Annotated in this window: 18 protein-coding genes and 2 tRNA genes; 13 read left to right on the top strand and 7 right to left on the bottom strand. The window is 60.9% G+C overall.

The window, feature by feature from the left end; genetic code table 11:
• The first annotated feature begins 81 nt into the window (after positions 1-81).
• The 3 genes from EGI20_RS05130 (at position 82) to EGI20_RS05120 (ending at position 899) form a co-directional block, all read left to right on the top strand.
• Positions 82-157: transfer RNA gene (locus EGI20_RS05130), tRNA-Glu, on the top strand.
• 8 nt (positions 158-165) lie between these two features.
• Positions 166-241 (top strand) — tRNA-Ala (locus EGI20_RS05125).
• Between the two features lie 106 nt (positions 242-347).
• Complete coding sequence (locus EGI20_RS05120) at positions 348-899, top strand: DedA family protein (RefSeq protein WP_498630194.1); 552 nt, start codon at positions 348-350, stop codon at positions 897-899.
• Here EGI20_RS05120 and EGI20_RS05115 read toward each other — a convergent pair.
• The 3 genes from EGI20_RS05115 to EGI20_RS05105 form a co-directional block, all read right to left on the bottom strand.
• Positions 896-2,104: a DUF1615 domain-containing protein gene (locus EGI20_RS05115; protein WP_498630192.1), complete on the bottom strand. Its 1,209-nt coding sequence runs from the start codon at positions 2,102-2,104 to the stop codon at positions 896-898. The two genes, EGI20_RS05120 and EGI20_RS05115, sit on opposite strands and share 4 nt — an antisense overlap.
• A gap of 220 nt (positions 2,105-2,324) precedes the next feature.
• On the bottom strand, positions 2,325-2,672 hold the full coding sequence (locus tag EGI20_RS05110; protein WP_498630190.1) for an antibiotic biosynthesis monooxygenase family protein: 348 nt from the start codon (positions 2,670-2,672) through the stop codon (positions 2,325-2,327).
• Between the two features lie 13 nt (positions 2,673-2,685).
• Positions 2,686-3,780: a hypothetical protein gene (locus EGI20_RS05105; protein WP_498630188.1), complete on the bottom strand. Its 1,095-nt coding sequence runs from the start codon at positions 3,778-3,780 to the stop codon at positions 2,686-2,688.
• Between the two features lie 74 nt (positions 3,781-3,854).
• Here EGI20_RS05105 and EGI20_RS05100 point away from each other — a divergent pair, with 74 nt between their 5' ends.
• Positions 3,855-4,538, top strand: coding sequence for an ArsR/SmtB family transcription factor (locus EGI20_RS05100; protein WP_498630186.1), 684 nt, complete (start codon positions 3,855-3,857; stop codon positions 4,536-4,538).
• A 142-nt stretch (positions 4,539-4,680) separates the two neighbouring features.
• Here EGI20_RS05100 and EGI20_RS05095 read toward each other — a convergent pair whose 3' ends face one another.
• Entirely contained in the window at positions 4,681-6,012 is a 1,332-nt protein-coding gene (locus EGI20_RS05095) for a serine hydrolase domain-containing protein (protein WP_498630184.1), read from the bottom strand.
• 15 nt (positions 6,013-6,027) lie between these two features.
• Here EGI20_RS05095 and EGI20_RS05090 point away from each other — a divergent pair, with 15 nt between their 5' ends.
• Together EGI20_RS05090 and EGI20_RS05085 are read left to right on the top strand one after the other, a co-directional pair.
• A complete protein-coding gene (locus tag EGI20_RS05090) occupies positions 6,028-6,252 on the top strand; it encodes a hypothetical protein (protein WP_498630182.1) in 225 nt (74 codons plus the stop codon).
• A 53-nt stretch (positions 6,253-6,305) separates the two neighbouring features.
• On the top strand, positions 6,306-8,522 hold the full coding sequence (locus EGI20_RS05085; protein WP_498630180.1) for a YgiQ family radical SAM protein: 2,217 nt from the start codon (positions 6,306-6,308) through the stop codon (positions 8,520-8,522).
• 81 nt (positions 8,523-8,603) lie between these two features.
• On the opposite strand, the gene EGI20_RS05080 is transcribed toward EGI20_RS05085, so the two are convergent.
• The 3 genes from EGI20_RS05080 to hutW are packed head-to-tail and all read right to left on the bottom strand — an operon-like array spanning position 8,604 to position 11,075.
• The gene (locus tag EGI20_RS05080; protein WP_498630178.1) at positions 8,604-9,257 is read right to left on the bottom strand and encodes an NAD(P)-dependent oxidoreductase; all 654 of its coding nucleotides are present in this window, start codon (positions 9,255-9,257) and stop codon (positions 8,604-8,606) included.
• Positions 9,254-9,754 (bottom strand): heme utilization cystosolic carrier protein HutX, encoded by a 501-nt coding sequence (gene hutX / locus EGI20_RS05075; RefSeq protein WP_498630176.1) that lies wholly within the window; start codon positions 9,752-9,754, stop codon positions 9,254-9,256. The genes EGI20_RS05080 and hutX overlap by 4 nt, the downstream gene beginning before the upstream one ends.
• Before the next feature lies 1 nt (position 9,755).
• Positions 9,756-11,075, bottom strand: coding sequence for a heme anaerobic degradation radical SAM methyltransferase ChuW/HutW (hutW, locus tag EGI20_RS05070; RefSeq protein WP_498630174.1), 1,320 nt, complete (start codon positions 11,073-11,075; stop codon positions 9,756-9,758).
• 154 nt (positions 11,076-11,229) lie between these two features.
• Here hutW and hemP point away from each other — a divergent pair, with 154 nt between their 5' ends.
• From hemP to alr, 7 genes are all read left to right on the top strand, one after another.
• Entirely contained in the window at positions 11,230-11,394 is a 165-nt protein-coding gene (gene hemP, locus EGI20_RS05065; protein ID WP_498630172.1) for a hemin uptake protein HemP, read from the top strand.
• 81 nt (positions 11,395-11,475) lie between these two features.
• Positions 11,476-13,689, top strand: coding sequence for a TonB-dependent hemoglobin/transferrin/lactoferrin family receptor (locus tag EGI20_RS05060; RefSeq protein WP_498630170.1), 2,214 nt, complete (start codon positions 11,476-11,478; stop codon positions 13,687-13,689).
• Positions 13,690-13,730: 41 nt separating this feature from the next.
• Positions 13,731-14,777, top strand: coding sequence for a hemin-degrading factor (locus tag EGI20_RS05055; RefSeq protein WP_498630168.1), 1,047 nt, complete (start codon positions 13,731-13,733; stop codon positions 14,775-14,777).
• Positions 14,770-15,564 (top strand): heme/hemin ABC transporter substrate-binding protein, encoded by a 795-nt coding sequence (locus EGI20_RS05050; protein ID WP_498630166.1) that lies wholly within the window; start codon positions 14,770-14,772, stop codon positions 15,562-15,564. The genes EGI20_RS05055 and EGI20_RS05050 overlap by 8 nt, the downstream gene beginning before the upstream one ends.
• A 1-nt stretch (position 15,565) precedes the next feature.
• Positions 15,566-16,558, top strand: coding sequence for a FecCD family ABC transporter permease (locus tag EGI20_RS05045; RefSeq protein ID WP_498630164.1), 993 nt, complete (start codon positions 15,566-15,568; stop codon positions 16,556-16,558).
• Positions 16,551-17,339 (top strand): ABC transporter ATP-binding protein, encoded by a 789-nt coding sequence (locus EGI20_RS05040; RefSeq protein WP_498630162.1) that lies wholly within the window; start codon positions 16,551-16,553, stop codon positions 17,337-17,339. The genes EGI20_RS05045 and EGI20_RS05040 overlap by 8 nt, the downstream gene beginning before the upstream one ends.
• A 336-nt stretch (positions 17,340-17,675) precedes the next feature.
• Positions 17,676-18,905, top strand: coding sequence for an alanine racemase (alr, locus tag EGI20_RS05035; RefSeq protein WP_498630160.1), 1,230 nt, complete (start codon positions 17,676-17,678; stop codon positions 18,903-18,905).
• Positions 18,906-18,959 lie beyond the last annotated feature (54 nt).

The raw sequence follows: 18,959 nt of genomic DNA, 5'->3' as shown, positions 1-18,959 counted from the left end.
GAGGTCAGCGGTTCGATCCCGCTTACCTCCACCAGAAGACTCAGGCCTGAAGCCGCAACATCGCTTCGACCGACCATTAAGGTCCCCATCGTCTAGTGGCCTAGGACACCGCCCTTTCACGGCGATAACGGGGGTTCGACTCCCCCTGGGGACGCCAGCAGTTTTGGGGGTATAGCTCAGTTGGTAGAGCGCTTGCATGGCATGCAAGAGGTCAGCGGTTCGATCCCGCTTACCTCCACCAAAAATACAAAAGCCTCGACTCCGGTCGGGGCTTTTTGTATTTGCATCCGGCAAGTCGCTGCCGCTCCATTTACACTGTCAGCATCAAACCCCCTCCACTGACAGCCATGCTCAGCACCCTGATCGACCAGTACGGCTACTACGCCCTGTTTGCCGGCACAGCCATCGAAGGCGAAACCGTTTTGCTTGCCGCCGGCTTTGCCGCGCACCGCGGCTGGCTGAGCCTGCCCTGGGTCATGGCGGTCGCTGCTGCTGGCGGGTTTTGCGGCGACATGCTGGCTTTCAGCCTGGGGCGCTGGCGCGGCCAATGGCTATTGGCCCGCTTTCCGGCACTGGCCCGCCATACGCCGCGCATCAATACCCTACTGGACAAATGGCATGCCCCGCTCATTATCGGCATACGTTTCATGCTGGGCCTGCGCACCGCCGGCCCAGCCATCATGGGCATGAGCCGCATCCCCTTTGCCACCTTCGCCTTTTACAACGCCATTGGTGCCGCCATCTGGGCCAGCCTGTTCGCGAGCTTAGGCTATGCCTTCGGCAGTGCGCTGACCTTGCTGCTGGGCGAACTCAAACATCTGGAAGAAGCCGCCTTTATCGCCATCGTGTGCACTGGCGCCCTACTCCTGCTCTGGCGCAAACTTCGCCAGCGTGCTTAACGCGGCGCGCGCGCAAGGCAGGCCTGATAACGCCAGTCCACACGCCCGGCAAACCATTCGGTGGTGAGCTTGCGGCTGATCTTGGGGCTTTTCAGGTCTATCTGCGGCATGATGGCACGCGGCAAGGCCCGCCCCTGCTCGCGCGTCGCCAGTTCGAACACCTTGCGGTACAAGGCACTCTGGCCAAAACCCGCCAGCTTTTCCATTTTCAAATCACGCGCCATCGCGTCAGGACTCATACCCAGACGGCCAGCCAGAGCCTGTAACACTTGCGAGGTTTCGCTCTGCGCGCCACCGGCGCGGTAATTCAGCAGATCGCCATCCAGCGTCAGACGCTGGCCGGACAAGGACGACAAGGCAGCCTGGAAGGCGGCATTGCGACTGGAGTAGCGCCCGGCATTAAAGTCGGCAAAGCGGTATTTCATCTCGCTATACGGCGCCGGATACTGCAACAGATTGGCGATACCGAAATAAAGCCCGCCACGACGGCTGAATACCTCGCTGCGTATGCTGCCGCGCCGGATATAAGGATAAGGCCAGGCCTCTACCTGCGATTCGGCAAAAGCCACACTGACCTGCATCGGCCCGCCGGTACGGATCGGGTTTTTCATCCCCACCGGCAAACCGTAACGCACGGCATCGGCCGCCATATCGTCAAACAGTTCGCTCACTTCCCTTTCGGTACGCAGGCTGTCGATACGCGCCTTATAGCTGCGCCCATCGGGCGAGCCCTTCAAAAAAGCGGTCTTGGCCAGCGCCAGCGGCACATGGTAGCGCCCGGCGCGCTCCTCGATGGCACCCCACACCATGCCGGGCAAACCCGGCACCGTCGGGTCGGCCTGCCAGCTAGACTCCTGCTCGATCACCGCCAGCGCCGCACAAAAATTTTGCGCCGTGTACGGAATTTTCTGTGCGCTAAAAGCCGACAGAATATCTTCACGCCAGCCGGCACGCGGCGACACCTTGGCCGGCAATAACCGCTCCAGCAGCGCCCGCCCTTCGGCTTCGCTTATCTGCGGCACCACCTTCACTACAGGCTTAGGCTCGGCCACTGGCGCAAGCACCGGCACAACAGCGGGCGTCACCTGTAACGATGGCAACTCGGGCACCACAGCCGGCGCAACCACGACCGGCACCGGCGCCTGCTGTGTGGCACAGGCAGAAAGAATCAGGGTACAGCCAAGCAAAACAAGGACACGCGACACAAGCTACCCATCTTCAATATTTAAAAGCGCGAGCATAGGCGATCGCCCCGCTGCCGGCAATGCATTGCACTGCACTAGCGACGCAAAAAAAGCAACATTCCACTCAAACAAGACACCGTACTAGCACATCTCGCCACAGGGTGAGCTAACTCCCTGTGGCGCAAGAATTCTTCACCACACATAAGTAGCCAACCGGAAAAACAAATAATTCAGGCAGGCCTTACTGCCTTATCTCGCATTGACTATCGGTCGGGGCCTGTTCCCTTTCATTTAGCCCGTAATCACGCATGACCGTTGCCACACGCAAGTGGTAGTCGGCAAACACATGACGTTGCCCTGCCGCTTGCGCCTTCCGGTGAAGTTCGATATTACGCCAGCGCCTGACGGCCTCTTCATCACGCCAGAACGACAAGGAGAGCAATTTTCCCGGCTGGCTCAGGCTCTGAAAGCGCTCGATCGAGATGAAACCATCTATCTGTTCAAGCAAAGGTTTAAGCTCAGCGGCGATAGCAAGATAGCTGTCCTGAGCCCCGGTCGCTGGCACAGCTTCGAATATTACAGCGATCATTCGATGTTCCTTATTAAAAAAATTCCGGCACACGGGCGTTGAGTGAGCGGCGCCAACGCTGCTGCAAAACCTTTTGCCCAATCCCGGCTTGCAGCAAAAACTCGATACCCGCGATGGCAATAGACCGCGCCCAACGGGCGCCCGGGCAGGCATGCTGGCCGTGGCCGAAAGCAAAGTGTTGCTGTGTCATCTCATCCTTGGCGGGCAGCACCGCCAGCAGCACGTCTCCGGCATGCATTGGACAGCCGGCAATGCTGACGCCTGCCGCAGCAAAGCGCCGCGTGTTCTGGATGGGCGGCGTCGCATCCAGCACCGCGTCAACCAGGTCGAGCGCGCTGCTTTGCGCCCCGCTCCCATTTGCCAGCATCAGTGCTTGTCCAATCAGCCCGGCGCAGCCCTCGCAAGCCTGAAACCACAAGCCGACCACATTCGCAATCAATAGCGTTTGCACGTCGGGCAACCCGGTACGTTCAAACTCGGTGACAAGCTGCTGCAAGAGCGGGCCCGGGGCATGCAACTGGTGACGGACCCTTTGTTCGAGCTGTGCTGCCGCCTGAATGCCTGCGGCTATCTCTGCGTCACTGCCCCCTGGTGCGATACAGCGCACGAAAGCCAACACCTCATCCACCAACGCACCCCAGCTCTCCCGGGGGATACCAATCCAGTGCGCCAAAACGACGGTCGGCAATGCATAGTTGAAGCGGGTAATCTCGGCACCGCTCGGCGAGGTTGGCAGGGCGAGTGCGGGGATGGCGTCGATCGCACTCTGGCAAATATCCGCCTCGCTCACGCTAGCGAGTGCGGCCTCCAGGGCGGCTTTGAGCGGCCCGTGTCCGGGGCCGTCCGTCATGCGCACCAGAGAGGCGAAGAGCTTGGCGGCGCCAGTGTCCAGCAATGCTATCGGCACCGGCTCGGCCAAGGGGCGCACCCTTAGTGCCGGATGGGATAGCGCTGCGCCGACAGCCTGGGCAGAAGATGCGATCCAGCAACGCAATGCCGGATCGAAGAACAGTTCCCGTTCAGCCAGAGCGGCATAGTAGCTACGTGGATCATCATGAGTCGCCGCAGCGACCGGGTCGGCGGGCTGGATTTCATTGCGAGCGGGCATTCATGTTTCTCATTCAGGATAACGCGACCACGATATCCCTACGTCCTGAGTCATGCTTCGCTTATCATCGAAATATGAATGATGACTTTCTCGAAAGCCGGCTCGCCGCCGTGGCCGCAGCCGTTGCCGACAAGACACGCGCAACCATGTTGTGCGCCCTGATGGACGGACGCGCCTATACCGCCACGGAGCTAAGCGTTGTCGCCGATGTCGCTGCCTCGACCGCCAGCAGCCATTTGGCGCGTCTGCTGGAACAGCATTTAATCGACTGTGTCCCTCAGGGGCGCCATCGCTACTTCCGCATTGCCAGCCGTCAAGTGGCTGAGGCACTGGAAGCGCTGATGGGTTTGGTGGGCTCCGACAAGGCGACGATACGCAGCAAAACCCCCGACAACCTGCGCTTTGCCCGCACCTGCTATGACCACATGGCGGGAGAAGTGGCGGTAGCGCTGCATGACAGATTTATCGGGCTCGGTTGGCTACACAGCGAAAGTTACCACTTGAGCGATGATGGCAAGCTGCAATTAAGCAGCTTTGGCGTGAATTGCGAGCCATCGGCCTCGCGTCGTCGCTTTGCCTGTGCTTGCCTGGACTGGAGCGAGCGCCAGTCGCATCTTGGCGGCCAGCTCGGTGCCGCCTTGTTGCAGGCATTCGAACGGCAGCGCTGGGTCATCCGCCAGCTGGATAGCCGTGAGTTGCTGCTGACTGCCAACGGCCGAAAAGCGCTGAGCAATCTTTATGGCCTGACGTTTCACTAGGCTGTTTTCGCTATCCTTGTCAAAGCGCGATCAACGCTAAACATTCTATGCAAGCACCCACTCATCACTGGGACAACGCCTAAAAAAAGGGGCAAGGCCGCCATGACCCTGCCCCTTGCTGACAAGCGCGACACCCAGCCCTTTACTTGGCAATGCCCATCAGATGCTTGGCCAGCATATGGTAAGCCGGCAGCGAAGTCGGATCATTGGCCGCATTGCCGGCCACCGGGTTGGAGGCATAGCGCGCAATCACCATCTCGGCCTTGGGATCGATATAAATGGTTTGCCCGTATACCCCGCGCGCGGCGTAAGCGCCGTGCTCGTTATGCGTCACCCACCACATATTGCGGTAGCTCCAGCCCGGCAACAGCTTGTAGCCGGCCTTGGCAAAATCGGCCGGTTTGCCGCCATGGCGGATATCCTCGACCGCCGCGCGCGGAATAATCTGCTGGCCGTTAAAGCGGCCGTTATTGCGCATCATCTCGCCAAAACGCGCCAGATCGCGCAAGCCGGTATTCAGCCCGCCACCGGCAAACGGCGTGCCGGTCGAGTCAACGGTAAAGTAGGCATCCTGCTCCGCTCCCATACGGCGCCATACGCGCTCGGACAACAGCTCGGCCACCGAGCGCCCAGTCACACGGGCGATCATCCAGCCCAGCGCATCGGTGTTGGCCGTCCTGTAGCCGAAGGCCGCGCCATGCTCACCCTGCTTTTTCACCGTCTGCAAAAACTCGTAATAGCTGCGCGGGCCGGTGTAATCCTTGGGCTTGGGCAGCGGGCTGCCGGCAGCGGCATGCGCCCACACCTCGGCCTTAGGATTGGCATAGTCTTCGCTAAACTGCAGGCCTGTCGTCATGTCCAGCACCTGACGCACGGTGGCGTCGCCAAAGGCCGAACCGGCCAGCTCGGGCAGATAAGCCGATACCGGCTTGCCCGCATCCAGCTTGCCTTCGGCCACCAGCATCGCGCCCAGCGTACCGACCAGCGACTTGGTGACCGACATCGCGCCATGCTGGCCGTCGTCCTTCAATACGCCAAAATAGCGCTCGTAAACGACACGCCCCTTATGCAGCACCACGATACCGTCGGTGTAATTGGCCCCCAGCGACTCACCCCAAGTCATAGTCTCTGTGGCACCCAAGGGGGTAAAGCGCAGCGCATCAATCTCGCTACGCAGCTTGTACGGCAAAGGCACCGGTGCGCCCAGCCCGCGCGAAACATTCACCGTCGGCATCAGCTGGCGAAAATGGGACACACTCCAGCGCATGGCCGGAAACTTGAAATAGCTGCCATCTTCGAAACGCAGCATACGCTCGGGCGGTGGCGGCGAGCCGACCATCCAGCCCAAGGCAGCCGGGTCGCTCGCTGCCGCATCCGGCACAGCCGGATTGCCAGCCGCCTGCACCGGCGCGAAGGCCGCCCACACCAGCAGAGCGCCCAGGCTGGCACGAATGGATCGGGTACAAAAAGACATGCTGATCACTCCCAAATGAAATACACACCCACTGCGGCAAAACAAGCAACAGGCAGCAAAGGCGGTGAGTGTAAACACGTTCACGCCAAAATAGGTATCGCTCAATCTCAAAATAACAAGAATACAGATCCGACCTGCAGGCAAAAACCTGATCCGGCACACAGCAACAGCATGACAAAGCACGGTGTTAACCCTGAGGAAAACAGGGCTATGTCAATGAAAATCAACAAAAAACCATGAAAAAACCCGCCATTTCTGGCACAATGCGCGCCTTGCCGAATTGAAGCCCAGCCATGACCGACGTCACCACCACACCCATCCACGCCCTGCGTTCCAATAAAAAACACAAAAGCGCCCCCTTCCTGCCTATGAGCCGCATCGAGATGAAGCAGCTAGGCTGGAACGCGTGCGACATTATTCTGGTGACCGGTGACGCCTATATCGATCACCCCAGCTTCGGCATGGCACTGATAGGCCGCCTGCTGGAAGACCAGGGCTTCAAGGTCGGCATTATCAGCCAGCCGGACTGGCATTCGGCCGAAGACTTCAAGGCGCTGGGCAAGCCGCGGCTGTTTTTCGGCGTCTCGGCCGGCAATATGGATTCGATGGTCAACCACTACACGGCTGACCGCAAACCCCGTTCGGACGATGCCTACACCGCCGCCGGCGTAGCCGGCAAGCGCCCGGATCGCGCCGTGGCCGTCTATGCCCAGCGTTGCCGCGAAGCCTATCCCGGCACCGACATCATGGTCGGCGGCATCGAAGCCTCCTTGCGCCGCATCGCACAGTATGACTACTGGAGCGAAAAAGTGCGCCAGTCGGCGCTGGTATACTCCAAGGCCGACATGCTGCTGTTCGGCAACGCCGAGCGCGCACTGGTTGAAGTGGCACACCGTGCCGCTGCCGGTGAGCGCCTGGCCGATATCCGCGATGTGCGCGGCACCTCCTTTATGGTGCCTTATGGCTGGCTGCCCGAAGGCTGGACCGAAATGGACTCCAGCACGGTCGATGTACCCGGCCGCATCGACAGCCATATCAACCCGTATATCGACACCACCCAGGCAACAGAAGCCGCCTGCGACAGCGCTGCTGCGCCGGATGCGCCCAAGACCATCCGCATCGTCAGCCGTGAAGAGCGCCTCGCCGCACGCCGCGCCGAACGCGCCAAGACCGTGATCCGCATCCCGGCTTTCGAAGCCGTGGCCTACGACCCGGTACTGTATGCCCACGCCAGCCGCACCCTGCATCTGGAATCCAACCCCGGCAATGCACGCGCCCTGGTGCAGACCCATGGCGAACGCGATGTCTGGATGAACCCGCCACCGATTCCACTGACGACACCGGAAATGGATTATGTGTACGGGCTGGACTATGCACGCAACCCGCATCCGGTCTACGAAGGCGCCAATATTCCGGCATGGGAAATGATCCGTTTCTCGGTCAATATCATGCGCGGCTGCTTTGGCGGCTGCACATTCTGCTCGATTACCGAACACGAGGGCCGCATCATCCAGAGCCGCTCGGAAGCGAGCATCCTGGGCGAAATCGAGGAAATCCGCGACAAGACCGAAGGCTTTACCGGCCATATTTCCGACTTGGGCGGCCCGACAGCCAATATGTACCGCCTGACCTGCAAGGACGAAAAGATCGAAGCCTCATGCCGGCGCCTGTCCTGCGTCTACCCGGACATCTGCGAGAACATGAATACCGACCATGGCCCGCTGATCCAGCTCTACCGCAAGGCGCGCACCCTGCCCGGCGTCAAACGCCTGACCATAGGTTCGGGCGTACGCTACGACCTGGCGGTGCGCTCGCCCGAGTACGTGAAAGAACTGGTGACCCACCATGTCAGTGGCTACCTGAAGATCGCGCCCGAGCACACCGAACAGGGCACGCTGTCCAAGATGATGAAGCCGGGCATCGGCAGCTATTACCGCTTCAAGGAACTGTTCGAGCGCTACAGCAAGCAGGCGGGCAAGAAGCAGTATCTGATCCCCTACTTTATCGCCGCCCACCCGGGCACCAGCGACGAGGACATGCTGAATCTGGCACTGTGGATCAAGGACAACGGCTTCCGTCCGGACCAGGTACAGACCTTTACCCCGACGCCGATGGCGCTGGCCACCACCATGTGGCACACCGGCCGCAACCCGCTGAAAAAACTGGCGCGCAGCTCGGAAAAAGTCGACGCAGTGCGCGATCCGGCACGCCGTCGCCTGCATAAGGCCTTCCTGCGTTTTCACGACCCGAAAAACTGGCCGACCATACGCAATGCACTGGAAGACATGGGCCGCGCCGACCTGATCGGTAACGGTCCGCAGCATCTGGTACCGCCATGGGGTGTCGAAGACAAGCCAGGCTTTGGCACCAGCCCGCGCCAGAGCCCAGCCGGCAACCCGCGTCGCGCGACGGGCAGTGTCCGCAGCAATGGCCAGACTCAGGACAGAAAACCGCCCGCACGCAGCACCAGCAAACCGGCAGGACGGCCACCCAAAAGCGGCAAGCGCTAATCAGCCGTCTTCCATAAAACAACAGCCCGACAAAAGCCGGGCTGTTGTTGTATAAGCACTCGCACCGCAGCACTTTGCCAATTAAAGATCTGCTGCGGCCCCGCCATCTTCTGCCGCGCGCGCACTCACACACAGCACTTGGCCTGCGCTTGCCGAGTCGGCAAGTAGTGCAAGAATGGCCAGTGCCAGATCGGCGCGGGCTAGCGTCGCACCGCTACCACGACTGCCATCATGCAACTGCCAGCGACCGCTTGCTGGGGCGTGACTCAGCCCGCCGGGGCGCAACAGCGTGATCGCAAGCGGGCTTTGTTGCCAGCGCACTTCTGCGCGGCTTTTGGCAGCAAGCGCCTCCCCCAGCAAGCTGGCGGCCTGAGCAGAAAGCAAAGGCGCGAGGTCACCGCAACCAAAGCTGGTCACCAGCAAGGCACGTTCAACACCGCGCTGCTCGCACGCGGCAATCACATTGATATTGCCGGTCTCGTCAATTCGCCGGCCCGTACTGTCCTTGCCGCCCAGCAAGCTGACGACTTGCCTTGGCTGTGTCAAAGCCAGTGCGCGCAGACAATCCCCGGCATTGAACGCATCCCCCTCTACCACCGTAACACCCAGCCCGGCCAAGCCTGCACCCCGTCCGGGACGGGCCAGCGCGGCAACCTTCAAGCCCTGCGCACGAGCCTGCTGTGCCAGCAAGTAACCACTATTCCGGCTGGCACCAAAGATCAGCAAATCGTTCATGCCGTCGCCTCGCACAGTTTGCGTAACGCAGCGAGTTGCTGCGAATCCAGCGCCCCGTCTGCATTTCGCCCGGCAAACACCTTGAACATGATCCCGCCCTCCTGATTGGTAAAGAGCAGGCTTGCGCTATCGCGCCCCATAAACGGCCGCTCGACCAGATAAATGCACCGGCAACGGTTGGCGCGCAAATGGCCATGCAGCCCGCTATGGTTCTTGAGATTGTAGAAACCATGGCCGGTCTCACCTTCAGGAAAACGCCCGCCAAACTCGAAAATGCCATCGGCGGTATGCACAATCACCGTCACATCGCCTAATGCCGGTAAAGCCTGCAAGACCTCGACGCAATCGCTGCCTGCGCGCTTTTTCCACATGGATTCCGGCAGACACTCGATCACTTCCGCCGTGCTCAAACCGCTTTTCTCGGCCAGGGCTTCCAGCACGACACCGGGATTACGGGAAAGACGGTCCTTGATTTCGATCAGTTTTGTATTGGTCATACTAGTCCTTACGTGTGCAATGGGGGTGAAGCGCGACGGTATGGCCGGCATGATTGGCCGGCTGCAAGGTATCGGCGAGTTGCCGCATCATGGTGGGGCCCCAGAAACGACCTTCCGTTGTCAGGCGGGCATGCGAGTCATCCAGCCACAACAGGCCCTGCCCTGCCCAATGCTGCAATAGCGGCAGGGTCAGTTCGGGGCGGGGCAAAGCCGCCAGTCTGAAGCATCCGGTTTCGATTTCGCCTTGCAAGACGGATAACCAGTGATTGCCTGCAGCCGCACGCGCCATGCGGGCGAGCGGCTTTTGTGCTGATGGCGTCTCAAGGTAGCGGGCAAGATCAGGTTCTACCGCATAACTGATACCGGCCAGATTGCCGCCGGCACCGGCACCAAAAGCAAGACAGGGCGCACCCGACTTGATGGCCAGGTTGTAACGGTTACGCTCACCACCATCTGGCGTGCCGAAATGGCTATTCGACAACTGCGCCCAGCCGGCATCTGCAAATAGCTGGCATGCAATGCGGTATTGCTGCAGTTGCTCGGCAAGCCCGGGTGCTGGCGGGAAGGCACCTTTTTCTATCATGCGCACAATCGGCAATTGCGGCATCAGGTTGAAGGCGTAAACATCAAGCCCGGCAAGGCCAAGCCCGAGAGCGATTTCAAGGTCTCGCCGCCAGATTGCTTCGCTTTGCCCCGGCAAACCGAAAATCAGGTCGGCAACGACAACCTGCCCGCTATAAGCAGCCAGCCAGGCAAGATAATCAGCCGCCTCATCCCCCGGATGTTTGCGGCCGAGCCGACGGCGGATGGCCGAATCAAAGGTCTGCACGCCAATCGAGAAACGGTTGGCTCCACTGGCAAGGCACGCATCCACCTTGTCCGGGGTGAAATGCGAGATGCGCCCCTCGACGGTGATCTCGCAGTCATCGCTCAGCGGCAGCGTAGCGCGCAGTGCGTCCAGCAAGCGCGCCAGATCTTCTGCCGCAAGCAGGGTCGGCGTACCGCCTCCCAGATACAGGGCCTGGATGCAGCCTCCGGGCGCACGTCTGGCGGCATCCGCTTCCAGTTCGGCGATCAGGCGGTCGGTATAGCGGCGAGCCGATTCAGGGTTCCAGCCATTGCGGTAAAAGCCGCAGAAAACGCAGTGGTTGGCGCAAAAAGGGATATGAACATAGGCAAGGGCATTATCCGGCAGGGTTGCCGCTTGCAGTTGCGACCAGCGCTCCGGCCACTGGCTTGGTGCCAGCGGACTCTGCCCCCACATCGGCATCAATGCACGGCGGGTGGAAAAAGGTAGTACAGCAGATGAGGCGTCAGCCATGAAGTCTCCAGTTGGACGGGAAAATGACGTGCTGGCGGTGGCTGGCCTATCTAGGCTAAATGATAATGTGTCTCATTTGCAACAATAACAACTAACAATTGCACTTCTTACTGAGAATCATTATCATTTGAAAAATTGAAATAGAGGCCGCATCATGAACAAAACGCTCGCTAACCCACCAACTCCCATCCCTGCAGGCACACCGGCTTTACAAAGCCAGCAGCTGTTCAGCCATACCCGGGAAATCAAAATAGAACATGCCGGCGAGGTCTATCGCCTCAGCCTGACCAGCAATAACAAGTTGATTCTCACCAAATAGTCCTCGCGGGACCCTCCCGCCCTATTCACCCAGCCAGCCCGCGTTTGCGCCAGCCAGCCAACAACCCGACAGGGAGTTTGCATGGCCCGCTTTCGTCTGACCCCATTACTGATCGTCCTTGCCTCGGCATGGCCGGCTTTTGCCGAAACATCGGTCCAGCTCGACAGACTGGACACCATCGAAGTTACCGCCCATCGCACAGCAAAAGCACTGGCAGAAACGGCCCCCAATGCGGTGGTTGTATCGCGCCACAAGCTGGAAGCAACACTGGCAGGCGATATCGCCGAGGCCGTCAAGTACGAGCCCGGTGTCGAAGTTGCCAGCGACCCTGCCCGCCGTGGCAATGCCGGCTATACCATCCGCGGCATTGACGGCAACCGCATTCTGATGCTGGTCGACGGCATTCGCCTGCCGGATGCCTACGCCGGCGGCGGCAATGCCAACGGCTTTATTGCCGGTCGCGACTACCTCGACCTGGAAACCTTGCGTGCGATCGATATCGTGAAGGGCCCGTTTTCCAGCCTGTACGGCTCGGACGCCATCGGTGGCGTAGTCGGCTACCGCACATTGCAAGCCGAAGACTTGCTGCAAAGCAGTGAAAACATGGGCGGTGACGTCAAGCTGTTCGGCAGCAGTGCCGACAACTCGACCGGTCTGAGCGCCAGACTGGCACTCAAGGGCGAGAACACCGATGCGATGCTGGTCGCGACCCATCGCCGTGGCCATGAGACCCGCAACCAGGGCAGCAACAGTGCAAGCAATCCAGATAACGCCAAAAACCGCACCACGCCCAATCCGCAGGACTGGACGAGCGACAGCGTACTGGCCAAGCTTGGCTGGCAGCCCGTGGCGGGCCAGCGGCTGGAGCTTGCACTGGACCACTACCGGCGCCAGACCGATACCGATGTAATCAGCGCACGCTCTGCAGCAGGCAAGTACAGCTCAGGCATCCAGCAAATGAACGCGGCCGACACCGTGGCGCGCGATCGTATTTCGCTGGCCTGGCAAGCCGACGATATCGGGGTATTCGACCAGTTATCAGTCAAGCTCTATACCCAGAAGCTCGACAATAGCGATGACAGCATTGAATGGCGCAGCAATGGCGCACGTCGCATTTCCAACTACGGCTTTGAACAACAAAGCAAGGGCCTGACACTCGACGCCCGCCAGCAATTCGATCTGGCCGGCCTCACCCACCAGCTGGTATGGGGGCTGGATGCCAGCCGTACCGACACCAGCCGCCCACGCGACAAAGTAGAGATCAAGGCCAACGGCAGCAGCAGCAACGTCATCGCCGGCGAAACCTTCCCCAGCAAGACCTTCCCGGACAGCACATCCGATCGGGTGGGTGTATTCGTGCAGGACGAAATCCGCTTCGCCAGCGGGCTTGTCGCCTCGCCCAGCCTGCGCTGGGACTACTACCGCATGCGTGCCCACACCGACCAGGCTTATCTGAACGCCAACCCTGACGGTGCGCCGCCCTCGTTCAGCGACAATGCATTCTCCCCCAAGTTTGGTCTGGCGCTGCCGTTTGCCGAACATTACACCGGCTTTTTACAGCTCTCTACCGGGTTTAGAGCGCCACCATTTGACGATGCCAATATGGTGTATGCCAACCATGCCCACGGCTACGAAGTCGTGGCCAACCCGAATCTCCACTCCGAAACCAGCCGTGGCATCGAGCTGGGGCTCAAGGGCAACTGGCAGCATGCCGACTTTGGCCTGACCGCCTATGCCAATCATTACCGCGACTTTATCGAACTGGTCACCTTGCAAGGCGACAGCAACGGCAACGGTATCGGCAGCAGCACCCGTCCGGGCAGTTTTGAATCCCAATACCAGAATATCGGCAAAGTCCGCATCCATGGAGTAGAAGCCAAGTCCGGCTGGCGCTTTGCACCCGGCTGGCGGCTGGCAGGCAGCGTAGCCTGGGCACAGGGCCGCAATGAAACCGACGATCGCCCCCTGAACTCGGTCGCCCCGCTAACGGCCGTTGCCGGCCTGCGCTACGACAGCGAAACATGGGGCACCGAGGCCTTTGTCAAAGCCGTATCCAAAAAACGCCGTGTCGCAGAAGCGCACCAGTTCAAGACGCCTGCTTACGCGACACTGGATCTGACCGCCTATTGGCAAGCGGATAAGCACCACACAGTACGGGCCGGCATTTTCAACCTGACTGACCGCAAGTACTGGAATAGCGCCGACGTACGCGGACTGAGCGCAGGCGATGCGGTACTTGAGCGCTACACCCAGCCCGGGCGCAACTTTAGCGCCAGCTACAACTACAGCTTTTAAGCGGCAACACTGACCTGACCGAAAAAACAAGGAGAACACCAATGGAAACCGCACCACCGAACCTGATGACCCAACTGGCGCAGTTACGCGCAAAGGAAGGCGCACTTTATCCGCGCGACACCGCGGCACAACTGGGCATCACCGAATGCGAACTGGTGCATGCCGACCCGGCCGCCACCCGGCTGGATACTTCAGACTGGCCGGCCTTGCTGTCCGCCATCGCGGCCTTGGGCGAAGTGACCGCACTGGCACACAACAGTGCCTGCGTCCATGAGTTGACCGGCCACTACGGCAATGTGCAGTTCGACGGCAAAGTCGGCCTGGCCATCAACCCGGTCATCGACCTGCGCTTTTTCCTGTTCGGCTGGGCGCATGCTTATGCGCAAGTCACGGCGGGGACAGAAGGCATCAGGCGCGCGCTGCAGTTCTTTGACCGTAACGGACATGCAATCCAAAAGGTATTCCTGAGCGACAGCAGCAATATCGCTGCATTCGATGCGTTGCGTGAGCGCTTTGCCTGCCCGCGTACAGCGCTACAGCTAGACGCGGCGACGGTGGTACAGAGCAAGACTGCCAGCAGCGATATAGACATTGCCGCATTTCAGCGCGACTGGCTGGCCCTTGGCGATGTACACGCTTTTCATCCCTTGCTACGCCGTTACGGACTGTCGCGCCAGCAAGCTTTCCGGCTTGCGCCGCCCGGGCAGGCATGGCAGGTCGGTACCGACGCCGTGGAAGTTTTGCTACGCCGTACCGCGGCAATTGGTCTGCCAATCATGGTGTTTGCCGGCAATGGCGGCATCATCCAGATCCACACCGGCCCGCTACATGAAGTCAAGGTTGTCGGCAACTGGCTGAATGTACTGGATGCACAGTTCAAGCTGCATCTGCGCACCGATCTGATCACCGAGGCTTGGGTGACCCACAAACCGGGCGACACTGGCGTAGTGACCTCGCTGGAGTTATTCAACGAGGCGGGCGAATCACTGGTGACATTCTTTGGCGAACGCAAACCCGGCCAAAGCGAGCGCATCGAATGGCGCAAACTGCTGGGCGAACTGCTGCCACAGGAGAGCGACGATGCGTAAATGGGTAAACCGGACGCTGACACTGGCGGCCTTGTCATTCACCCTGCCCTTACAGGCGGCAGAGCGTCTGGTCGTCGTCAGCAGTGATATCGCCGAAATCGTGGTCGCGCTGGGCGCGGCTGGCGAAGTCGTCGGACGCGACCGTTCAAGCCGCATGCCGGAACTTGCGCAGGCGGGCGAAATCGGTTTTGTCCGCTCGCTCTCGGCCGAGACCATCGCCCGCGCCCGGCCGACGCTGGTACTGGGCAGCGCCGCAGCGCAACCGCCTGGCATCTGGCAGCAACTACAGCGCATCGGTGTACGCGCCGAAGAAGTCTCACTGGCCGAGGATGGCAGTGACTTTGCCCAGGCAATACACCGGGTCGGCACGCTGGTTGGCAAGCCGGCTGCTGCCGCGACACTGGCACGTGACTGGCAAACAAAAATGGGCACGCGCCCAGCCAATGGGCGCCGCTACCTGATCAGCTACGATGGCACCATGGTGGCCGGCAGCGGCACGCCGGCCGACACGCTCATCCGTGCCGCCGGTGGCGTGAATGCAGCCGGCCAGATCAAGGGCTACAAAACCCTGTCACGCGAGGCATGGCGCACGCTGGCACCGGATGTAATCGTACTGGCCGCACACAATACGCCGGTACATGGTGGCGCGGCGGTTTTCGCACGCCGGCCGGAAATTGCGGCCACCCCGGCAGGCAAGGCCGGCAAGGTTGTTGAACTGAGTGCGCGCGATGCCATGATGGTGACGCTGGACAGCCCAGCCGTCGTCGAGCGTTTGCGGAGGCTTTGAGATGGCCGTTATCGAGACAAGGCTTGCGCCTGTCGCCATAAACCCGATGCACCGCCTGATGGGCATATTACTGGCAGCCACGCTATTGCTGCCGCTACTGGCCCTGGCAAGCCAGGGCGATGCGCTGGCCTGGCCCGACTTATCCGATCCGCTAATCCAGGCGCTACGGCTGCCGCGAATCGCAACCGCCCTTCTGGTCGGCGCGGCACTGGCCGCCAGCGGGGCCGCACTACAGGCGCTGTTTCGCAACCCGCTGGCCGACCCTGGCCTGATCGGCACCTCGGGCGGCGCAGCCCTCGCCGTCGTCGCCGTGCTGGCGCTGGGCTGGCATGCCCTGCCCCTGCCTGTGGCTGCATTTGCAGGTGGCTTGGGTGCGACCTGGCTTATTCTGGCGCTGACACGGCTGGTACGCGGCGGTCTTGCCGGCCTGTTGCTGATGGGGCTGGTGGTCGGCGCGTTTTGCGGCGCGCTGATCAGCCTGATGCTGTTTCTGTCTGATGATCTGACTCTGCGCGCAGCCAGCGCCTGGCTTGCCGGCAACCTGGCTGCTGCAACACCTGAGCGGCTGGGTGCGTGCGCCCTGGTCGCGCTCACCGGCATCGCACTGCTGCTATGGATCGCACGCGATCTGGATTGCCTGCTGCTGGGTGAGGATGCCGCGCGCTCGCTGGGCGTCGATGTCGTGCGTACCCGGCATCTGGCCGCCATCGGTGCCGCGCTGGCGACCGGTGGTGCCGTCGCCTTGTCGGGGGTGATCGGCTTTGTCGGCATGATGGTGCCCAATCTGGTCGCCGTGCTGGTTGGGGGCTGCAGACGCCGCATGATTCTGCTTTCGGCCTGGGGCGGCGCGCTATTTCTGCTGGCAGCAGACACGCTGGCACGCACAGTCGTGTGGCCGATCGACATTCCGGTTGGCCTGATTGCCGCTTTTGCCGGCCCGCCGTTTTTCGTCTGGCTATTTGCCCGCCAGCAAAGGAGTCTAGTCAATGGCTGAAATGGTGTTTGATCTGAATGAAGTCAGCCTGCGGCGGGGGTCCCAGACGGTCATCGACAATCTGTCGCTACATGTCCCCGCCGGTCAGGTCTGTGCCTTGCTCGGCCCCAATGGCGCAGGTAAAACCACCCTGCTGCGCCTGATGGCAGGACTGGCAAAACCCGCTTGCGGCCAGGTAGTTCTGGGCGGCGATGATGTCTATGCACTGAGCGCAGCCGAACGGGCAAAGCGCATCGCCTATGTCCCGCAACACATACCGGCCGGTTTACCGCTGACGGTCACTGAATTCGTATTACTGGGCCGGATGCCGCATTTGGGACCATTTACCCAGCCACGCGCAGCCGATCGTGCCGCACTGGACGAGGCACTGGCCCGCTGCGAGCTGGAACAACTGGCAGGCAAGCGGCTGGATAGCCTCTCCGGCGGGGAGCGCCAGCGGGCGGCCATCGCACGCGCGCTGGCACAGCAGGCTCAGGTTCTGCTACTGGACGAACCGACCAACCATCTGGACCTGCGCCAGCAATTCCGTTTGCAGCGCTTGCTGCAAACACTGGCAGCAGCTGGACATACGGTCATCGAAGTACTGCACGACCTGACATTGGCGGCCAACCACGCTACATGGCTGGCCTTGCTGGATGCGGGCAAGCTGGTCGGCTATGGCAGCCCTGACAAGGTACTGGAACCGGCAGCGCTCTCACGCGTCTATCGCTGGCCGCTGGCGGTCAACCAGCAGGCGGGGGGATGGCAACTGTCAAGCGCCGCCACAACAGCGATGCCTTAAGTCCATGAGTTCCAGACGGACAAAATGCGCCCACGTATCGGCTTCATCCCCCCAGCCACTGTCAGGGAACAGCAAGCAGGCAACGCACACAAGGCGCCAGCCGCCCCGGCTGGCTGACTGGCGGGCAATCAAAACGCGGCAGAGGCTGGGCGCCACCGCCTGGCCCTGCTTACCCAAGCATCCTCCACTGCAGCATTTTCTGCGTCAATACCACAATCAGACAGGCTGTTTATCGCAATAAAACCGGCACCGGCAACATGGAAAACCCCTATTGAATAAAATGCCGAAATCATGCCAAATCCTCCATACCCCAGAAAACCATATGGAGACGATGCAATGAAACTGACACCAAGCACGCTGGCGCTGGCCATCGGCCTCATCTTTACTCAAGGACATGTCCTGGCTGCCGCACCACAAACCCTGATCAACGGCAGCAGCAAAGTCAGTCCCCAGACCAGCAATGCCTGGGTGGAAATCGACAAGGCCGCACTGGATCATAACCTTCATACGCTCAAGGCTGCCGTCGGCAAGGCCAAGGTCTGCGCCATCCTCAAGGCCGACGCTTACGGCCATGGTCTGGCACAAGTGATGCCGTCCATCATCGCCGCCGACATCCCCTGCGTCGGCATTGCCAGCAATGAAGAAGCGCGCGTGGTGCGCGCCAGCGGCTACAAAGGCCAGGTCCTGCGCGTGCGCACCGGCACCTTGCAGGAAATCGAAAATGGCCTGAAATACCGCGTGGTCGAACTGGTCGGCAATCTGGACGCCGCCCGCGCCGCAGCCAAGGCCACCAAAGCGCATGGCCGGCCACTGGAAGTTCACGTCGCGCTGAACTCGGCCGGCATGAGCCGCAACGGCATTGATCTGGCCAGCGAACAGGGCCGCACCGATGCCGTGGCACTCACCAAGATCCCGAACCTGAAAATCAGCGGCATCATGACCCACTTCGCCGTCGAGGAAAAACCCGATGTCGAAAAAGGGCTGGCCAAATTCAAGGAAGAATCGGCGTGGCTGATCCAGGCTAGCGGCCTCAAGCGCAGCGATCTGACCCTGCACAGCGCCAACAGCTTTGCCACGCTGGAAGTGCCGGCATCCCACCTCGACATGGTGCGCCCCGGCGGCGCCATCTTCGGCGACACCGTACCCAGCCATACCGAGTACCAGCGCGTGATGGCATTCAAGACCCGCGTCGCCGCCGTCAACCCTTACCCGGCCGGCAATACCGTGGGCTACGACCGCACCTACACCCTCAAGCGCGACTCGCTGCTGGCCAACCTGCCAGTCGGCTACTCCGACGGCTATCGCCGCGTCTTCACCAACAAGGGCCATGTACTGATCCGCGGCGTGCGCGCCCCCGTGGTCGGCAAGGTGTCGATGAATACCACCATGGTCGACGTCACCGATATTCCAGGCGTCAAGGCTGGTGACGAAGTGGTGCTGTTCGGCAAACAGGGCTCGGGCGAAGTCACGCAAACCGAAATGGAAGACGCCAACGGCGCACTCTTGGCCGACCTGTATACCGTCTGGGGCAATTCCAACCCCAAGATTGTGATCCGCAAGCCCTGACTCACCGCCCACACGACAAAGACAACAATGGAGGCTATCGCCTCCATTGTAACT

This window comes from Aquitalea sp. S1-19 (assembly GCF_024343515.1).
Note: the sequence above shows the minus strand (reverse complement) of the source record. Positions and strands in the feature narration are given on the sequence as shown.

Bases quoted from the DNA above. Each gene is read 5' to 3' on its own strand.
- EGI20_RS05085 (WP_498630180.1), top strand. From the start codon at position 6,306: ATGACCGACGTCACCACCACACCCATCCACGCCCTGCGTTCCAATAAA.
- EGI20_RS05040 (WP_498630162.1), top strand. From the start codon at position 16,551: ATGGCTGAAATGGTGTTTGATCTGAATGAAGTCAGCCTGCGGCGGGGG.
- EGI20_RS05050 (WP_498630166.1), top strand. From the start codon at position 14,770: ATGCGTAAATGGGTAAACCGGACGCTGACACTGGCGGCCTTGTCATTC.
- EGI20_RS05060 (WP_498630170.1), top strand. From the start codon at position 11,476: ATGGCCCGCTTTCGTCTGACCCCATTACTGATCGTCCTTGCCTCGGCA.
- EGI20_RS05100 (WP_498630186.1), top strand. From the start codon at position 3,855: ATGAATGATGACTTTCTCGAAAGCCGGCTCGCCGCCGTGGCCGCAGCC.
- EGI20_RS05045 (WP_498630164.1), top strand. From the start codon at position 15,566: ATGGCCGTTATCGAGACAAGGCTTGCGCCTGTCGCCATAAACCCGATG.
- EGI20_RS05080 (WP_498630178.1), bottom strand. From the start codon at position 9,257: ATGAACGATTTGCTGATCTTTGGTGCCAGCCGGAATAGTGGTTACTTG.
- EGI20_RS05090 (WP_498630182.1), top strand. From the start codon at position 6,028: ATGAAATACACACCCACTGCGGCAAAACAAGCAACAGGCAGCAAAGGC.
- hutW (WP_498630174.1), bottom strand. From the start codon at position 11,075: ATGGCTGACGCCTCATCTGCTGTACTACCTTTTTCCACCCGCCGTGCA.
- EGI20_RS05120 (WP_498630194.1), top strand. From the start codon at position 348: ATGCTCAGCACCCTGATCGACCAGTACGGCTACTACGCCCTGTTTGCC.
- EGI20_RS05095 (WP_498630184.1), bottom strand. From the start codon at position 6,012: ATGTCTTTTTGTACCCGATCCATTCGTGCCAGCCTGGGCGCTCTGCTG.
- hutX (WP_498630176.1), bottom strand. From the start codon at position 9,754: ATGACCAATACAAAACTGATCGAAATCAAGGACCGTCTTTCCCGTAAT.
- EGI20_RS05105 (WP_498630188.1), bottom strand. From the start codon at position 3,780: ATGCCCGCTCGCAATGAAATCCAGCCCGCCGACCCGGTCGCTGCGGCG.
- EGI20_RS05055 (WP_498630168.1), top strand. From the start codon at position 13,731: ATGGAAACCGCACCACCGAACCTGATGACCCAACTGGCGCAGTTACGC.
- hemP (WP_498630172.1), top strand. From the start codon at position 11,230: ATGAACAAAACGCTCGCTAACCCACCAACTCCCATCCCTGCAGGCACA.
- alr (WP_498630160.1), top strand. From the start codon at position 17,676: ATGAAACTGACACCAAGCACGCTGGCGCTGGCCATCGGCCTCATCTTT.
- EGI20_RS05110 (WP_498630190.1), bottom strand. From the start codon at position 2,672: ATGATCGCTGTAATATTCGAAGCTGTGCCAGCGACCGGGGCTCAGGAC.